The sequence below is a fragment of the Hymenobacter aquaticus genome (assembly GCF_004765605.1).
Taxonomy (GTDB): domain Bacteria; phylum Bacteroidota; class Bacteroidia; order Cytophagales; family Hymenobacteraceae; genus Hymenobacter; species Hymenobacter aquaticus.
Genome location: NZ_SRLC01000003.1, coordinates 78,611 through 93,652, shown reverse-complemented (window position 1 = coordinate 93,652; position 15,042 = coordinate 78,611). Strand labels below are relative to the sequence as shown.

10 protein-coding genes are annotated in these 15,042 nt (G+C 59.4%); 6 read left to right on the top strand and 4 right to left on the bottom strand.

Features of this window, described 5'->3' with window-relative positions; genetic code table 11:
• Positions 1 to 177: 177 nt before the first annotated feature.
• Positions 178 to 1,326: a formimidoylglutamase gene (locus E5K00_RS20185; protein WP_135465126.1), complete on the bottom strand. Its 1,149-nt coding sequence runs from the start codon at positions 1,324 to 1,326 to the stop codon at positions 178 to 180.
• Between the two features lie 233 nt (positions 1,327 to 1,559).
• On the opposite strand from E5K00_RS20185, the gene E5K00_RS20180 reads away from it, so the two are divergent.
• From E5K00_RS20180 to E5K00_RS20155, 6 genes are all read left to right on the top strand, one after another.
• Entirely contained in the window at positions 1,560 to 3,338 is a 1,779-nt protein-coding gene (locus E5K00_RS20180) for an AMP-dependent synthetase/ligase (RefSeq protein ID WP_135465125.1), read from the top strand.
• 145 nt (positions 3,339 to 3,483) lie between these two features.
• Positions 3,484 to 3,960: a MarR family winged helix-turn-helix transcriptional regulator gene (locus E5K00_RS20175; protein WP_135465124.1), complete on the top strand. Its 477-nt coding sequence runs from the start codon at positions 3,484 to 3,486 to the stop codon at positions 3,958 to 3,960.
• Between the two features lie 145 nt (positions 3,961 to 4,105).
• Entirely contained in the window at positions 4,106 to 6,514 is a 2,409-nt protein-coding gene (locus E5K00_RS20170) for a 3-hydroxyacyl-CoA dehydrogenase/enoyl-CoA hydratase family protein (protein ID WP_135465123.1), read from the top strand.
• 194 nt (positions 6,515 to 6,708) lie between these two features.
• Positions 6,709 to 7,887: an acetyl-CoA C-acyltransferase gene (locus E5K00_RS20165; protein ID WP_135465122.1), complete on the top strand. Its 1,179-nt coding sequence runs from the start codon at positions 6,709 to 6,711 to the stop codon at positions 7,885 to 7,887.
• Positions 7,888 to 7,998: 111 nt separating this feature from the next.
• The gene (locus E5K00_RS20160; RefSeq protein WP_135465121.1) at positions 7,999 to 8,322 is read left to right on the top strand and encodes a 50S ribosome-binding protein YggL; all 324 of its coding nucleotides are present in this window, start codon (positions 7,999 to 8,001) and stop codon (positions 8,320 to 8,322) included.
• A gap of 192 nt (positions 8,323 to 8,514) precedes the next feature.
• On the top strand, positions 8,515 to 10,302 hold the full coding sequence (locus tag E5K00_RS20155) for an acyl-CoA dehydrogenase family protein (RefSeq protein WP_135465120.1): 1,788 nt from the start codon (positions 8,515 to 8,517) through the stop codon (positions 10,300 to 10,302).
• Positions 10,303 to 10,381: 79 nt separating this feature from the next.
• Here the strand turns inward: E5K00_RS20155 and E5K00_RS20150 are convergent, their stop codons facing one another.
• The 3 genes from E5K00_RS20150 to recG form a co-directional block, all read right to left on the bottom strand.
• The gene (locus tag E5K00_RS20150; RefSeq protein ID WP_135465119.1) at positions 10,382 to 10,699 is read right to left on the bottom strand and encodes a hypothetical protein; all 318 of its coding nucleotides are present in this window, start codon (positions 10,697 to 10,699) and stop codon (positions 10,382 to 10,384) included.
• A complete protein-coding gene (locus E5K00_RS20145) occupies positions 10,699 to 11,997 on the bottom strand; it encodes a hypothetical protein (RefSeq protein WP_135465118.1) in 1,299 nt (432 codons plus the stop codon). Before E5K00_RS20145 ends, E5K00_RS20150 begins: the two co-directional genes overlap by 1 nt.
• Positions 11,998 to 12,873: 876 nt before the next feature.
• Positions 12,874 to 14,967, bottom strand: coding sequence for an ATP-dependent DNA helicase RecG (gene recG, locus E5K00_RS20135; protein ID WP_135465116.1), 2,094 nt, complete (start codon positions 14,965 to 14,967; stop codon positions 12,874 to 12,876).
• Between the last annotated feature and the right edge of the window lie 75 nt (positions 14,968 to 15,042).

Below are 15,042 nucleotides of genomic sequence, written 5' to 3'. Positions count from 1 at the left end.
GCGCGGGAGTAGGTTGGGAGCTGATTGTTGGGCGTTGATTGTTGATTGTCAAGGGCTGAATGTTGGTCGTTGTTTGACTCAGGTGGTAGCGTATTCATTGGTTATCAACTGACTTCAGAAATAGGACTGGCACGAAGCACAGGCGAAAAACAATCAACAATCAACACCCAGCAATCATCAACCCAACAGCGCCTGGGTCAGAATCCAGCGGTTGGGCAGGTCGCCCTGGGCGGCTTTGAAGTAGTCTTCGTAGCTGCAGGGCACGATGCGCTTGATGGCGCTGTCGGCCAGGCTTTCCACTTCCAGCCACCACTTTTCGGTGCGCTTGGCTTTGTAGAACACCAGCTTGGCCGGGGAGCCGGGCAGGCCCACGGCGTAGCGGATAAAGCGGCGGCTCTGGAAGTCGGTTTCGTTGCGGCGGTGGTAGAAGCCTTCGATAAAGTACCACAGCATGGTGGCCAGGGCCGAGGCGGCCAAGCCGTGGGTGTCGTGGTCGGGGCGGTAGCCGTAGAGGCCGAAGGAGCTGAGCTGGTCGTTGTGGCCCGCGTACCAGGCCAGCTTGGCGGCTTCCTCGTTGGTGAGGCCGAAGGGGTTGGCGGGGCAGTAGGCCGGCGCGTCGTTCCAGCGCAGGGCGGCCACGTCGAAGCTCACGAAATCGGCCTGGCGCAGCAGGGGCTCGGCCTGGCGGATATCGTCGCGCACCTGGCCCAGGCGCAGGGTTTCGAAGTGCAGCTTTTCGAGGGCGGCCAGCACGTCGGGGGCCACCAGGTACTGCTGGTGGGCCAGCTGGGCAAAGTTGAACACGAAGTTGGGCTCGTGCATCAGAATGCGGCGCAGGTGGGCGTCTTCGGGCGGGGCCGTGTCGTGCTCGGCCATGTCCACCCGCGAGTCGACCATGGCAAAGCTCACGGGCCGCTCCAGGGTTTCGTAGGCCAGAAACTGCCCGTAGTCGAGGTCCTGGCTGCCGCCGAGCAGGATGGGCACCGTGTTCTGTTCCAGCAGCGCGGCCACGATTTCGCGCAGGCGCAGGTAAGTGTCTTCCAGGGTGAGGCCGGGCCGCAGGTTGCCTAGATCAGCAATGCGCAGGCTACCGGTGCCTTTCTGGAGCTGGTAGAAGCGGCGGCGCACCTCGTCGGCCCCGTGCACGGCGGGCTCCCCGCCGGCGCTGCCCCGCCACTCGTTCAGCCCGATCAGGGCAAGGTCGGCCGTGCGCCAGTCCGGAAACGAGTCCAGAAAGCGCGTCGCGTAGTTGGCGAGCGTAGTAGAGGCAGCCGAGGCGGCGGTAAGCTCCTCGCGGAGCGGATCAAAGAAGATGGCCAGATTCATCGGGCGCGGACAGTGCAGGCAGACAAAACTAAGGAAAACCCGCCAGCCCTTCCATTTTTTCGGTTTCAACCTTACCCCCAAGCTGAGCCGTAATAGGGTTTGCGCTAAAAAATCTATTTATTTAAGCAGTCTTGGCTACCCAGCCCGGACTGCTTTGCCCAGCTTAACGTTATAGAACCGGGCTTTTCGCTCTCTTTTCTCCGCGTTTCCCACCTCTTCGTACTCACTCTACAATGGAAGTCCGCCGCTCGTTTGATATTCTCTCGCACCAACTCGCCACCGCCCCGAAAGCCGACTCCCTGGCGGCCAAAATCGACGGAACCTGGCAAAAAATCAGCACCCAGCAGGTCATCGACCACGCCAACCAGGTGAGCCTGGGCCTGCTCCAGCTCGGCCTCAAAAAGGACGATAAAGTCGCCATCATTTCGATGAACCGGCCCGAGTGGATGTTTGCCGATTTCGGTATCAGCCAGATTGGCGCCACCAGTGTGCCGATGTACCCCAGCATCACGGTCGAAGACTACAAGTACATCTTTACCGATGCCGGCGTGAAGGCCGTATTCGTGGCCGATGAAAAGCTCTACGCCAAGGTAAAGGAAGCCACCGCCGATTTGCCCGAGGTTAAGCACGTGTTTACCTTCGATAAGGTGGCCGGGGCCCGCCACTTCAGCGAGCTGCTCGAAATGGGCAAAAAAGGCGACGTGGCCACCCTGGAGCCGCTCAAGGCCGCCGTGCAGCCCGACGACCTGCTCACCCTGATTTACACCTCCGGCACCACCGGCAACCCCAAAGGCGTGATGCTCACCCACGACAACATCCTGAGCAACTGCCGCAACTCCCAGCGCTTCGTGCCCGTCACCAAAGACGACAAGGCCCTGAGCTTTCTGCCGCTCTGCCACATCTTCGAGCGGATGGTGACCTACCTCTACATGATCAACAGCGTGAGCATCTACTACGCTGAAAGCATGGAGGTCATTGCCGACAACCTGCGCGAGGTGAAGCCCGAAATCTTCACCACCGTGCCCCGCCTGCTGGAGAAAGTCTACGATAAGATCGTGGCCAAGGGCCACGAGCTGGAAGGGGTCAAGAAGAATCTGTTTTTCTGGGCCCTGGATCTGGGCCTGAAGTACGACACCCAGAAAGACCAAGGCTTCTTCTACAACACCCAGCTGGCCCTGGCCAACAAGCTCATCTTCAATAAGTGGCGCGAGGCGCTGGGCGGCAACCTGAAGTGCATCGTGAGTGGCGGCGGGGCCCTGCAGCCGCGCCTGGCCCGGGTGTTCTGGTCGGCCGGCATTCGGGTGATGGAAGGCTACGGCCTGACCGAAACCTCGCCCGTTATTGCCGTGGGCGGCTTCGAGCCCGAAAACAACATGATTGGCACCGTCGGCCCGCTCATCGACAACATGGAGGTGAAGATTGCCCCCGACGGCGAAATCCTGACCAAGTCGGCCTCGGTGATGAAAGGCTACTACAACAAGCCCGAGCTGACGGCCAAGGAAATCGACGCCGACGGCTGGTTCCACACCGGCGACATCGGCGAGTTTGTCAATGGCAAGTTCCTCAAGATTACCGACCGGAAAAAGGAGATGTTCAAGACCTCGGGCGGCAAGTACATTGCCCCGCAGGTCATTGAGGGCAAGCTCAAGGAGTCGCCGCTGGTGGAGCAGTGCATGGTGGTGGGGGCCGACCAGAAATTCCCCGCCGCCCTGGTTATTCCCTCGTTCGACGACCTGAAGGGCTGGTGCAAGCGCAACGGCGTGGATTGCAACTGCTCCAACGCCGAACTGGTCAAGAACGAGAAGGTGGTGCAGATGTACGAGGACCTGGTGAAGAAGTACAACCAGAACTTCGCCCAGTGGGAGCAGGTCAAGAAAATCGTGCTGCTGCCCAACCAGTGGACCGTGGAAACCGGCGAGATGACGCCCACCATGAAAGTGAAGCGCAAGATCATCACCGAGAACAACAAGGACCTGATTGAGTCGCTCTACAACCAGGAGGCGCACCGCTAAGCACTAGGCAGTACCGCCGAAATACGTTTGGGGCCGGGCGCCATCTCCGGAAAGGAAATGGCGCCCGGCCCCAAACTTTTTTTCTGGTTATTTAGTATGCAAGCATAACATATTCTTTGTATGTTTACCGGACTTCACCACCCCCATGACACCGGAAGAAACCGTCGATTATAACATCAAAGTTGCCTGGCACGCCATTTCGCGCATGTACAATACGCAGGCCGCCAAGCACGACATTACCACCAGCATCGGCTTTGTCCTGCTCAATATAGACCAGGAACTCGGTACTCCGGCTACCAAAATTGCGCCCTTGCTGGGGCTCGAAACCCGGAGCCTGACGCGCATTTTGCGCTCGATGGAGGAAAAGGGCCTGATCTACAAGCAGGCCGATACCCAGGACAAACGCTCGGTCCGCATTTTCCTGACCGAGGAAGGCCTGCGCAAGAAGGAAGTTTCGCGCCAGACCGTGCGGCATTTCAACCAGAAGGTGCGGGAGAAAATCCCCCAGGCCCAGCTGGACGTCATGTTCAAGGTCGTGGGCCAGATTACCGGCATGATTGAGGGTAAAACCCTCTTCGACGATTTTAAGCTCAAACCCCTGCGCTCCGAATCCGCGGCTTAACGGCTGGGGGCTCGGAGTGTTTTGCTTCCTGACAGCCAACCAAGTAGCGTGCCTGCGTGTTCTGATTAACTCGGCATGACGAGTAGTTGAGCGCCAGGCTTTCCACCTGAATCTTTCATTTCTCACCCACCTCATTCCTTCCCGAATGAATCGTATTATCAAAAAAGTAGCCGTATTGGGCTCCGGTGTGATGGGCTCGCGCATTGCGCTGCACTTCGCCAACATCGGCGTGCAGGTGTTATTGCTCGATATTGCTCCCAAGGAGCTGACTCCCGACGAGGAAAAGAAGGGCCTCAAGCTCGACGCGGCGGCGGTGAAAAACCGCATCGTCAACGCCTCGCTCGACGCGGCCGTGAAGTCGAACCCCTCGCCGCTCTACCGCAAGGCCGACGTCTCGCGCATCAAGACCGGCAACTTCGACGACAACCTCAAGGACATTGCCTCGTGCGACTGGACGATTGAGGTAGTCGTGGAGCGCCTCGACATCAAGAAGAGCTTGTTTGAGCGGATCGAGCAGTTCCGCAAGCCCGGCACCCTGATTACGTCGAACACTTCGGGTATTCCGATTCATTTGATGGCCGAAGGTCGCTCGGAGGATTTCCGCAAGCACTTCGCCGGCACCCACTTTTTCAACCCGCCCCGCTACCTGAAGCTGCTCGAAATCATCCCGACCCCCGAAACGGACCAGTCGGTAGTTGATTTCCTGATGCACTACGGCGACCTGTACCTGGGCAAAACCACGGTGCTGGCCAAGGACACGCCCGGCTTTATTGCCAACCGCGTGGGCGTATTCGCCATGCTCGACGTGATGCAGACCATGCAGCGCCTGGGCCTCACGGTAGAGGAAGTCGACAAGCTGACCGGCCCGGTTATCGGCCACGCCAAGTCGGCTACCTTGCGCACTTCCGATGTGGTGGGCCTCGACACGACTATCAACGTAACCAACGGCCTGGCCCAGGGCCTGCCCAACGACGAAGCCAAGGACGTATTTGTACTGCCCGACTTCGTGAAGAAAATGGGTGAGAACAAGTGGCTCGGCGACAAAACCGGCCAGGGTTTCTACAAGAAAGTAAAGGGCGCGGGCGGCAAGTCCGAAATCCACGCCCTGGATCTGAACACGCTGGAGTACAAGCCCAGCCAGAAGGTGAAGTTTGCTTCCCTGGAAGCTACCAAGGCTATTGACAAGGTCGCCGACCGGTTCAAAGTGCTGGTAGCTGGCAAAGACAAAGCCGCCGACTTCTACCGCCAGAGCTTCGGCAGCCTGTTTGCCTACGTCTCGAACCGGATTCCGGAAATCACCGACCAGCTCTACAAGATTGACGACGCGCTGCGTGCCGGCTTCGGCTGGGAGCTGGGTCCGTTCGAAACCTGGGACGCGCTGGGCGTGCAGAAAGGTTTGGAGCTGGCCCAGGCCCACGGCAAAACCGTAGCGCCCTGGATTGAGGATATGCTGGCCGCCGGCAACTCGACCTTCTACAAGGTGAATGAGCAGGGCGTGAAGCAATTCTACGACCTGGAGTCGAAGTCGTACCAGGCGATTCCCGGCGTGGAGAACTTCATCATCCTCGACAACCTGCGCGCTACAGGCAAAGTCCTGTGGAAAAACGCCGGCGCCTCGGTTATCGACCTCGGCGACGGTATCCTGAACGTGGAGTTCCACTCCAAGATGAACACTCTGGGCTCCGACGTCATCCAGGGCCTGATGAAGGGCGTGGACATGGCCGAGCAGGGCTACCGCGGCCTGGTGGTCGGCAACGACGCGCCCAACTTCTCGGCCGGCGCCAACCTGGGTTTGGTGTACATGTACGCCCTCGACCAGGAGTTCGACGAGATTAACATGATGATTGCCCAGTTCCAGAATGCCATGATGCGCATGCGCTACAGCAGCATTCCGGTGGTGGGCACGCCCCACGGCCTGGCCCTGGGCGGCGGCTGCGAGCTGAACCTGCACGCCGATAAAGTAGTAGCTGCCGCCGAAACCTACATGGGTCTGGTGGAATTCGGCGTGGGCCTGATTCCGGCCGGGGGTGGCACCAAGGAAATGACCCTGCGCACGGCCGCCAAGTACGAAGAGGGGGAGCCCGAGTTCAACCTGCTCCGCAACGCCTTTGTGACCATCAGCACCGCCAAGGTTTCGACTTCGGCCGCGGAGGCCTTCGACCTGGGCTTCCTGCGCCGCGGCGACGAAGTGGTAGTGAACAACAACCGCCTCATTGCCCAGGCCAAGGCCGAAGCCATTGCCCTGGCCGAAGCCGGCTACACCCAGCCCGTGCAGAAAACCGACATCAAGGTGCACGGCCGCGGCGCGCTGGGCATGTTCCTGACGGGCGTGCACGCCATGCGGGCCGGCAACTACATTTCCGACCACGACGTGAAGATTGCCAACAAGCTGGCCTACGTGATGACCGGCGGAGACTTGTCGTCGCCGACGCAGGTGAGCGAGCAGTACCTGCTGGATCTGGAGCGCGAAGCATTCCTGAGCCTGACCGGCGAGCGGAAAACCCTGGAGCGTATCCAGAGCATCCTGACCACCGGCAAACCTTTGAGAAACTAGAGGTAGAAAACTAGTTCCCTCCTCAGATGAGGAGGGGTGCCCGAAGGGCGGGGTGGTTGACCAACGTTGAACGATTTTAGAAATAAAACTAAAAACTGTTCTACCGTCTCAACCACCCCTAGCCCCTCCTCCTCTGAGGAGGGGAACTAGAAAAAAGTAGCTCTAATCCCACCTCTTTCTAAGACTTCACTACAATGAACGCATATATCGTAGCCGGTTACCGCACTGCGGTTGGTAAGGCAAACCGCGGCGGCTTCCGCTTCACTCGTCCCGACGATTTGGCCGCGGACGTCATCAAACACCTGGTGGCCTCCGTGCCCGCCCTCGACCCCACGCGCATCGACGACGTGATTGTGGGCAACGCCGTGCCGGAAGCCGAGCAGGGCCTGCAGATGGGCCGCTTGATTTCGCTGTTGGCGCTGCCGATGAACGTATCGGGCCTGATTGTGAACCGCTACTGCGGCTCGGGCGTGGAAACCATTGCTATGGCCGCCGGTAAAATTGCCGCCGGCATGGCCGACTGCATCGTGGCCGGGGGTACCGAAAGCATGAGCATGGTGCCGACGGTAGGCTGGAAGACGGTGCCCAACTACAACCTGTCCCAGAAGCACCCCGACTACTACCTGGGTATGGGCCTGACGGCCGAAGCCGTAGCCAACGACTACAAGATTTCCCGCGAAGACCAGGACCAGTTTTCCTACAACTCGCACCAAAAGGCCATCAAGGCCATTGAGGCCGGCAAGTTCAAGGAGCAGATTGTGCCGATTACCGTCGAGGAAACCTACCTCGACCCGGCTTCCGGCAAGAAGAAAACCCGCTCGTTTGTCGTCGATACCGACGAAGGCCCCCGCGCCGACACTTCGGTAGAAGCCCTGGGCAAGCTGCGCCCGGTATTCGCCGCCAACGGCACTGTTACGGCCGGTAACTCGTCCCAGACCTCCGACGGCGCGGCTTTCGTGATTGTCATGTCGGAGCGCATGGTGAAGGAGCTCAACCTGGAGCCCATTGCCCGCATGGTGACCTACGCCACCGAAGGCATCGACCCGCGCATCATGGGCATGGGCCCCATCAAGGCCGTGCCGAAAGCCCTGAAGCAGGCCGGCATGAAGCTCGCTGACATCGACCTGTTTGAGCTCAACGAGGCCTTTGCTTCCCAGAGCCTGGCCGTGATGCGCGAGCTGGACATGGACCAGAGCAAGGTAAACGTGAACGGTGGCGCCATTGCCCTGGGTCACCCGCTGGGCTGCTCGGGCGCCAAGCTCAGCATTCAGCTGTTCCATGAGCTGCGGGCCCGGGGCCAGAAGTACGGCATGGTAACCGCCTGCGTGGGCGGCGGCCAGGGCGTAGCCGGCATCTACGAGCTGCTGAAGTAACTCTCCCTGCTTCGACCCGGGCCGGGCTGGCCGGAAAGCGTGGCAGCGTCTTTCCACCAGAAAACTCAGGCCGCGCCCGGCCCGAGTCGAAGCTCTTGCTTAGCTTAGGTCATGAAAAAACGCCTGCGTAAGAAAACCCACCGCCAGGAATTCAAGGAATTCAGCTGGAACGTGTCCTACCGTCTCACGGACGACAAGCCCGACAGCTACCTGGATTTTTCGGACGTGCTGCTCGAACAGATTGAAACCTTCGAGCTGATTATCGGCGGGGCCCTCGACGATTTCGCGGCCACGCCCGTGAAGCGGCTGACGCAGGAGCAGGCCCGGGAAAAGCGTGACCAGCTCCAGCAGTGGCTCACGGCCCGCCCCGAAGTAGCCCAGGCCACCAGCTCCGAGCTGACCGACGCCTACTACGGCCCGTTTCGCGACCAATAAGTGAATTTGGAAGCCTCAGTGCGCTGGGGCTTCTTTTTTTCGGGCAAAGTACTCGGCAAGCATAACATTATTTCGTATATTTCGGTACGAATGTATTCGGGCTGCTTAGCGTTATAAATAGTAGGCAAGCCGAGTACTTCGCCCTCAGACTTTCGACTCAACACATTCCTTAACCCAACTCTCACCCTGGCCATGGAAGTATCCCAAAAGCTTGTTAAAGGCGGCGAATTCATCATCAAGGAAACCGACGCCCACGACGTATTCACCCCCGCCGACTTCTCGGAGGAGCAGAACATGATGCACCAGACCGCGCTGGACTTCGTGGAAAAAGAAGTGCAGCCCCTGCTGGAGCGCCTCGACAACCACGAGGAAGGCCTGATGCGCGGCCTGATGGAAAAAGCCGGTCAGCTGGGCCTGTTCGGGGTGAGCATCCCCGAGGAGTACGGCGGACTGAACATGGACTTCCCCACCTCGCTGCGCGTAACGGAAGGCGTGGGCGGTGGCCACTCGTTCCCCGTTGCCTTTGCCGCGCACACCGGCATTGCCATGCTGCCCATTCTGTACTTCGGCAACGACGAGCAGAAAGCCAAGTACCTGCCCGGCCTGACCAGCGGGGAGCTGATGGGGGCCTACTGCCTCACCGAGCCCGGCTCGGGCTCCGACGCGCTGGGGGCCAAAACCAAAGCCATCCTGACCGAAGACGGTGAGCATTACGTGCTCAACGGCCAGAAGATGTGGATTACCAACGGTGGTTTCGCCGACGTATTCGTGGTATTCGCTCAGGTGGATGGTGACAAGTTCACCGGCTTCATCGTGGAGAAAGGCACGCCCGGTTTGAGCCTCGGCAACGAGGAGCACAAGATGGGCATCAAAGGCTCGTCGACGCGCCAGGTGTTTCTCTCGGACGTGAAAGTGCCGAAGTCGGCCGTGCTGGGTGAAATCGGCAAGGGTCACCTCATTGCCTTCAACATTCTGAACATTGGCCGCATCAAGCTGGCCGCTGCCTGCCTGGGCGCTACCAAAATGGCTTCGACGCTGAGCGTGAAGTACGCCAACGAGCGGGTGCAGTTCAAGATGCCGATTGCCAAGTTTGGCGCCATCAAGTTCAAGCTGGCCCAGCAGGCCGTGCGGATTTACGCCGTCGAGTCGGCCATCTACCGCGCCGGTATGGACATTGCCCGCATGGAGCAAGAGCTGCTGGCCAAAGGGCAGAGCCACAACGAAGCGTTGCTGGGGGCCGCCCGCGAGTTTGCCGTGGAGTGCGCCATTCTGAAAGTAGAAGGCTCGGAAGTGCTGGATTACGTGGTGGACGAAGGCGTGCAGGTGTACGGCGGCTACGGCTTCTCGGCCGACTACCCCATGGACCGCGCCTACCGGGATTCGCGCATCAACCGCATCTTCGAGGGCACCAACGAAATCAACCGGATGCTGGCCGTCGACATGATCCTGAAGAAGGCCCTGAAAGGCGAGCTGGATCTGATGGGCCCCGCCCAGGCCGTGCAGCAGGAGCTGATGGCCATTCCGGACTTCAACACCGAGGAAGAAACCGGCCTGTTTGCCACCGAGAAAAAGACGATTGCCAAGCTGAAGAAGGCCATTCTGATGGTAGCGGGTACGGCCGTGCAGAAGTACATGAACTCCTTGGCCAAAGAGCAGGAAGTCCTGATGAACATTGCCGACATGGCTATCAAGGTCTACACCGCCGAAAGCACTATTCTGCGCGTGGAGAAAGAAGCCGGCGTGAAAGGCGAAGAGGCCGTAGCGCCCCAGATCGACATTGCCCGCATCTACCTCTACGACACCGTAGACCAGGTGAACAAGTTCGGCAAAGACGCCATCGGCACCATGACCGAGGGCGACGAGCAGAAGCTGCTGGCTATGGGCCTGAAGCGCTTCACCAAGGCCGACCTCTACAACGCCAAGGAAGCCCGCCGCCGCGTAGCCGACGTGCTGATTGCCGCCAACGAGTACAGCTTCTAAGCAGTATTTAAGTAACAAGAAAGGCCGATCCTGAGCTCAGGATCGGCCTTTCTTATGTATGAATGTATCAGCAGGGGGCTTACTCTGCGCTTGCCACTAGCCCAGCTTGTTGGGCTGAGGCATTCAGCAGAATAAGAAAAAGCGTATGCTCCGGAGTCGCAAGTGCCGCCGTTGACGGCAGTTCCGGCTGCTGGTGCAGCAGTAGTTGCATCTTTATCTTGACTACACTGCTGCTCCAGCGGAAGTCATCATAATAGCTCAGGCGGCTTTCGATGATGCGCACCTGCTGCAAATGCTCAAAATCGGCCTCCGACAGCTGCCCGGCCAGGGTCAGATCCGACAGCTCAGCCGGCCGGGGGGTGGGCTTGGCGTCGGCAATGCAATAGAAGTCCAGCATTACTTCACTACAATCTTGTTCAGCATCAGCGCCGCCGACTTCTTGCTGGGCCGGCTCACCCCAATGATGGTTTTCGCGTCGAGCCAGCCGGTGAAGTCCTTCACGTAGGCCAGATTCTGGTCACTGGCCACGCTCAGGCCGAGGCCCTTGGGCGCCGACACCACGCCAGTCTGCACGTTCACCTGACGCACGTACAGGTCCGATTTGCCCTTGATTTTCTCCTGAGTCAGAATCTGCACCTCGGGGCCGAAGACGGCCGCGCGGAAGCCAATGCCGGTGAAGGACTCCGCGGGTGGAGCCACTTGGTCTTTGGCGATGATGCTGTGCCAGGTCGGGCTCTGAAACTCGTTGTAGCCGAATACGTGCAGCTCCCGGGCGTGCACCGGCGACTCGTCGCCGCCTTCCTCATACTTCTTCTCGGCAATAACGACCAGCTGCTTTTCACCCGTCAGCAGCAGCTCGGAGAGGTACACGTCTTCCAGGCGCTTGGCGCTGGTCTGGCCGGCTTTGTTGACTTCGGCCAGGTACTCGGGGGTGAAGCGAAACTCGGGGGCAAACTTCATGTCGCCTTCGCCGGCGAAGTCAAACTTGACCACTTTGAGGCTGTAGTACTGGCCCGTTTCCCGCTCGGTGCAGATGGCCGCGGCGTACAGCGTGTTGTCGGGCTGCAGACCGAATTTGGCGTCGAACACCGTTACGGCCTTGCCCCCGAACGTGCCGCCCACGGCCACCGACATGATTTTGGTTTCGGGCTTATCGTTGAGGTAGCGGCGCACGGTGAGCTTCTTCATCTGGTCGCTGATGAGGGCCACGTACTGGGTACCGTCGTTGCCGACGTGCACGGTAGGGGAGAAGAAGTCGCCCAGGTCGTGGAAGTCGTAGGTGCGGTCCTTGAGCTTGGCGAGCTTCTGATCGTACACCACGGCGCTAATGGCCCGGATCTGCACGTCGCGGGTGAGGTAGCGGAAGGCCACCAGCTTCGAGCCGTCGGGGGAGACGGCCACGCCGGGGCGCCGGTCGCGGGCCGAGGCGTCGATCAGCTTTTTGGGCGCGGCCTTCTGACCGGTACGCAAATCAACCAATACGGCCGAAAGGTTCTGATTGGCATTGTCTTTCTGATGAATCACGACGTAGGCCTGCTCAGACCCGCGCCCGAAGGCTTCCACACTTTCGCCTTCAGCCACCGGAACGGCCGCCGTCCAGAGCTGCTTCAGCTCCGCATCGTAGCGCTCCACGGCGTACTGCGTGGCGGCTTTGTGAGCCAGAATCACGAAACCACCACCCGCCAGTGGCAGCATTTTGCGCGTTACCCGTTGATTGTAACGGTCTTCCGTGCTTTCGGGTAAGTAGGTGAAAGGGGCTGACTTTACCTTTTGGGCGAAGGCAGCGAGAGGTTGCGCCGACAGGCCAGCCAGCAATGCGCCAACCGAAAGAAGATATTTAAAGCGCACGTAAAAAGGTAGTTAAGTGGGAGAAAGTGCAAAGAACAAAAAATTGTACTGTCTATCGGTATCCAATTTCGGCCGGCGCCCGTAAAGGCCACGCTCCCCGATGGCAACCGGCCTGGGTCATCCCGATTTGTTCATGCTATCATAACGTTTCGATAGCCGCTACTGAGGGCATTGCTGCGTTACTTTGTCAAAAGTAACGACTGGCAAAAGGCTCTTCGCACCAAAATGCCCGAGGCCACGCCCAGTTGGCGCGTATTCTGGCCCGAACAACCCGGAGTTATACGCCCGGTTGCTGACTTCGTGTAAAGCGTACACGAATGTTGACTAAAAATTTTCTCTTTTTCGCTGTAAATCCGGCTTTTGGCTCAAACTTTGTGCTGTCGGCGCGGCTTGCTGCTTAGTACCCCATCCCTATGAAATTTCTACTTAAGTTCGTTCTGCTTTTTGCTCTGATTGTAGTTGGAAAGTTGGCCAAAGGCCCTGCTGCACCCGTTGCGGCGGCTAAAACCGGCTCCCAGGAAACGCCGGTTCAGGCTGCTTCCTTTTTTGCCCGACAGGTAAGGCTAGCGAATACCTCGCACGGCGGCGGCAGCCGACTCTGGCAGGCAACGGCCCCCACTACCTCTTCCCGTTCAGCGGAATCATTCGAATAAATCGGCAGGCGACTTTGTTAAGTCGCCTTTTTTATGCGCAAACGTTTGGGCCCGACGGGTAGCTACCCGCTTAGCTGATCCGGCTCCAGTTGACGGCCGTGGCGGGCAACGACTCGATGTGGCGCCGGATGTTCAGGTTCTGGGGCTGACTTAGGCTGGGGTCTTCGGCCAAAAGCTGCTGGGCCGCCGCCCGGCTTTCGGTCAGGATGCGGCCGTCCTTGGCCAGATCGGCAATGAGCAGGTCGAGCACGCCGCTTTGCTGGGTGCCCATCAGGTCGCCGGGGCCGCGCAGCTTCAGGTCGATGTCGGCAATTTCGAAGCCGTTGTTGGTCCGTACCATGGTTTCGATGCGGATGCGGCTGTCTTTGCTGAGCTTGTAGCCCGTCATCAGGATGCAGTAGCTCTGGTCGGCGCCCCGGCCCACGCGGCCCCGCAGCTGGTGGAGCTGGGAAAGGCCAAACCGCTCGGCGCTTTCAATGACCATTACCGAGGCATTGGGCACGTTTACGCCCACCTCAATGACGGTGGTAGCCACCATAATCTGGGTTTCGCGCTTCACGAAGCGCTGCATCTCGTAATCTTTCTCCTCGGCCTTCATGCGGCCGTGCACGATGCTGATTTCAAACTCCGGAAAGGCCCGGGCCACGCTTTCGTAGCCGTCGGTCAGGTCCTTGTAGTCCATCGTCTCCGACTCCTCAATCAGCGGGTACACGATGTAGACCTGGCGGCCGAGGTTGATCTGGTCGCGCAGAAACTGGAATACCTTGAGCCGGTTGGCGTCGTAGCGGTGCACGGTCACGATGGGCTTGCGGCCGGCCGGCAGCTCGTCAATCACCGACACGTCCAGGTCGCCGTAGAGCGTCATGGCCAGGGTCCGCGGAATGGGCGTGGCCGTCATCACCAGCACGTGGGGAATTACGTGGGGGTTTTTCTGCCACAGCTTCGAGCGTTGGGCCACCCCGAAGCGGTGCTGTTCGTCCATGATGGTCAAACCCAGGTTGCGGAACTGCACCACGTCTTCCAGCAGGGCGTGGGTGCCCACGAGCATGTGCATGGTACCGTCGCGGAGCTGCTCGTGCAGCACACGCCGCTCGGAGGTGCGGGTGCTGCCGGTGAGCTTGCCGAGCTTGATGCCGAGCTGGTCGGCGTAGGCTTTCAGGCCCACGTAGTGCTGGTCGGCCAGGATTTCGGTGGGCGCCATCAGGCAGCTCTGGGCCCCGTTGTCGGCGGCCATGAGCATGCTGATGAAGGCCACAATGGTTTTGCCCGAGCCCACGTCGCCCTGCAGGAGGCGGTTCATCTGCTTGCCGGCGCAAAAATCCTTGTAGATGTCGTGGATGACCCGCTTCTGGGCCCCGGTCAAGTCAAACGTCAGGTGGTTTTTGTAGAAGTCGACCAGCGTGGGCACTTCCTTGAAGATCTGGCCGGCCAGGGTCACTTTGCGCTGGTCACGCTGGCGCAGCAGCTTGAGCTGCACGTAGAAGAGCTCCTCAAACTTGAGCCGGAACCGGGCCGCCTGCAATAGCTCGGTGCTCTGCGGAAAGTGAATCTGCTGGTAGGCGTCGGCCTTGCCCATCAGGTTGTAGTGCCGGATCAACTCCGGCGACAACGACTCCTGCACATGGGGCAGCGCGATTTTGAGCAAGTCGCTCGTCATCCGCGCAATGGCCTTGCTGTCGATGCGGTGGTAGTTCTTGAGCTTCTCGGTGGTGTTGTACACCGGCTGCAAATAGCTCTGGCCGGGCTTGGCTTCCGATACTTCCTCCAGGTCGGGGTGGGCCATCTGGGGCCGGCCGTTGAACATGGTGGGCTTGCCAAAAACGATATACTCCTGGTGGTTTTTAATCACCTTTTCCAGGTAGTTCACGCCCTTGAACCAAACCAGGTCCAGCTCCGCGCTGCCGTCCGACACCTTGGCTACGATGCGCTTCTTGGGGCCTTCGCCGATAACCTCGCGGTTACGCAGCACGCCCTTCACCTGCACGTAGGGCAAATCCTCAGTCAGGTCTTCAATCTTGTAAAACTGGGTGCGGTCGAGGTAGCGGAAGGGGTAGCGCTGGATCAGGTCGCCGTAGGTGAAGATGTTTAGCTCCTTTTGCAGCAGCGTGGCGCGCTGGGTGCCCACCCCCCGTAAACTCTCGATTTTAGTATTGAAAAAACTCATTTCATTTAACAATCAACATTTATCATTTAACAAGTTCTCTTGCCAGGCAGTCCGGCTCATACGTGAGCAGCAAGG

Coding starts and splice junctions, on each gene's coding strand:
- E5K00_RS20185 (WP_135465126.1), bottom strand. CDS start 1,326: ATGAATCTGGCCATCTTCTTTGATCCGCTCCGCGAGGAGCTTACCGCC.
- E5K00_RS20180 (WP_135465125.1), top strand. CDS start 1,560: ATGGAAGTCCGCCGCTCGTTTGATATTCTCTCGCACCAACTCGCCACC.
- E5K00_RS20175 (WP_135465124.1), top strand. CDS start 3,484: ATGACACCGGAAGAAACCGTCGATTATAACATCAAAGTTGCCTGGCAC.
- E5K00_RS20170 (WP_135465123.1), top strand. CDS start 4,106: ATGAATCGTATTATCAAAAAAGTAGCCGTATTGGGCTCCGGTGTGATG.
- E5K00_RS20165 (WP_135465122.1), top strand. CDS start 6,709: ATGAACGCATATATCGTAGCCGGTTACCGCACTGCGGTTGGTAAGGCA.
- E5K00_RS20160 (WP_135465121.1), top strand. CDS start 7,999: ATGAAAAAACGCCTGCGTAAGAAAACCCACCGCCAGGAATTCAAGGAA.
- E5K00_RS20155 (WP_135465120.1), top strand. CDS start 8,515: ATGGAAGTATCCCAAAAGCTTGTTAAAGGCGGCGAATTCATCATCAAG.
- E5K00_RS20150 (WP_135465119.1), bottom strand. CDS start 10,699: ATGCTGGACTTCTATTGCATTGCCGACGCCAAGCCCACCCCCCGGCCG.
- E5K00_RS20145 (WP_135465118.1), bottom strand. CDS start 11,997: ATGCTGCCACTGGCGGGTGGTGGTTTCGTGATTCTGGCTCACAAAGCC.
- recG (WP_135465116.1), bottom strand. CDS start 14,967: ATGAGTTTTTTCAATACTAAAATCGAGAGTTTACGGGGGGTGGGCACC.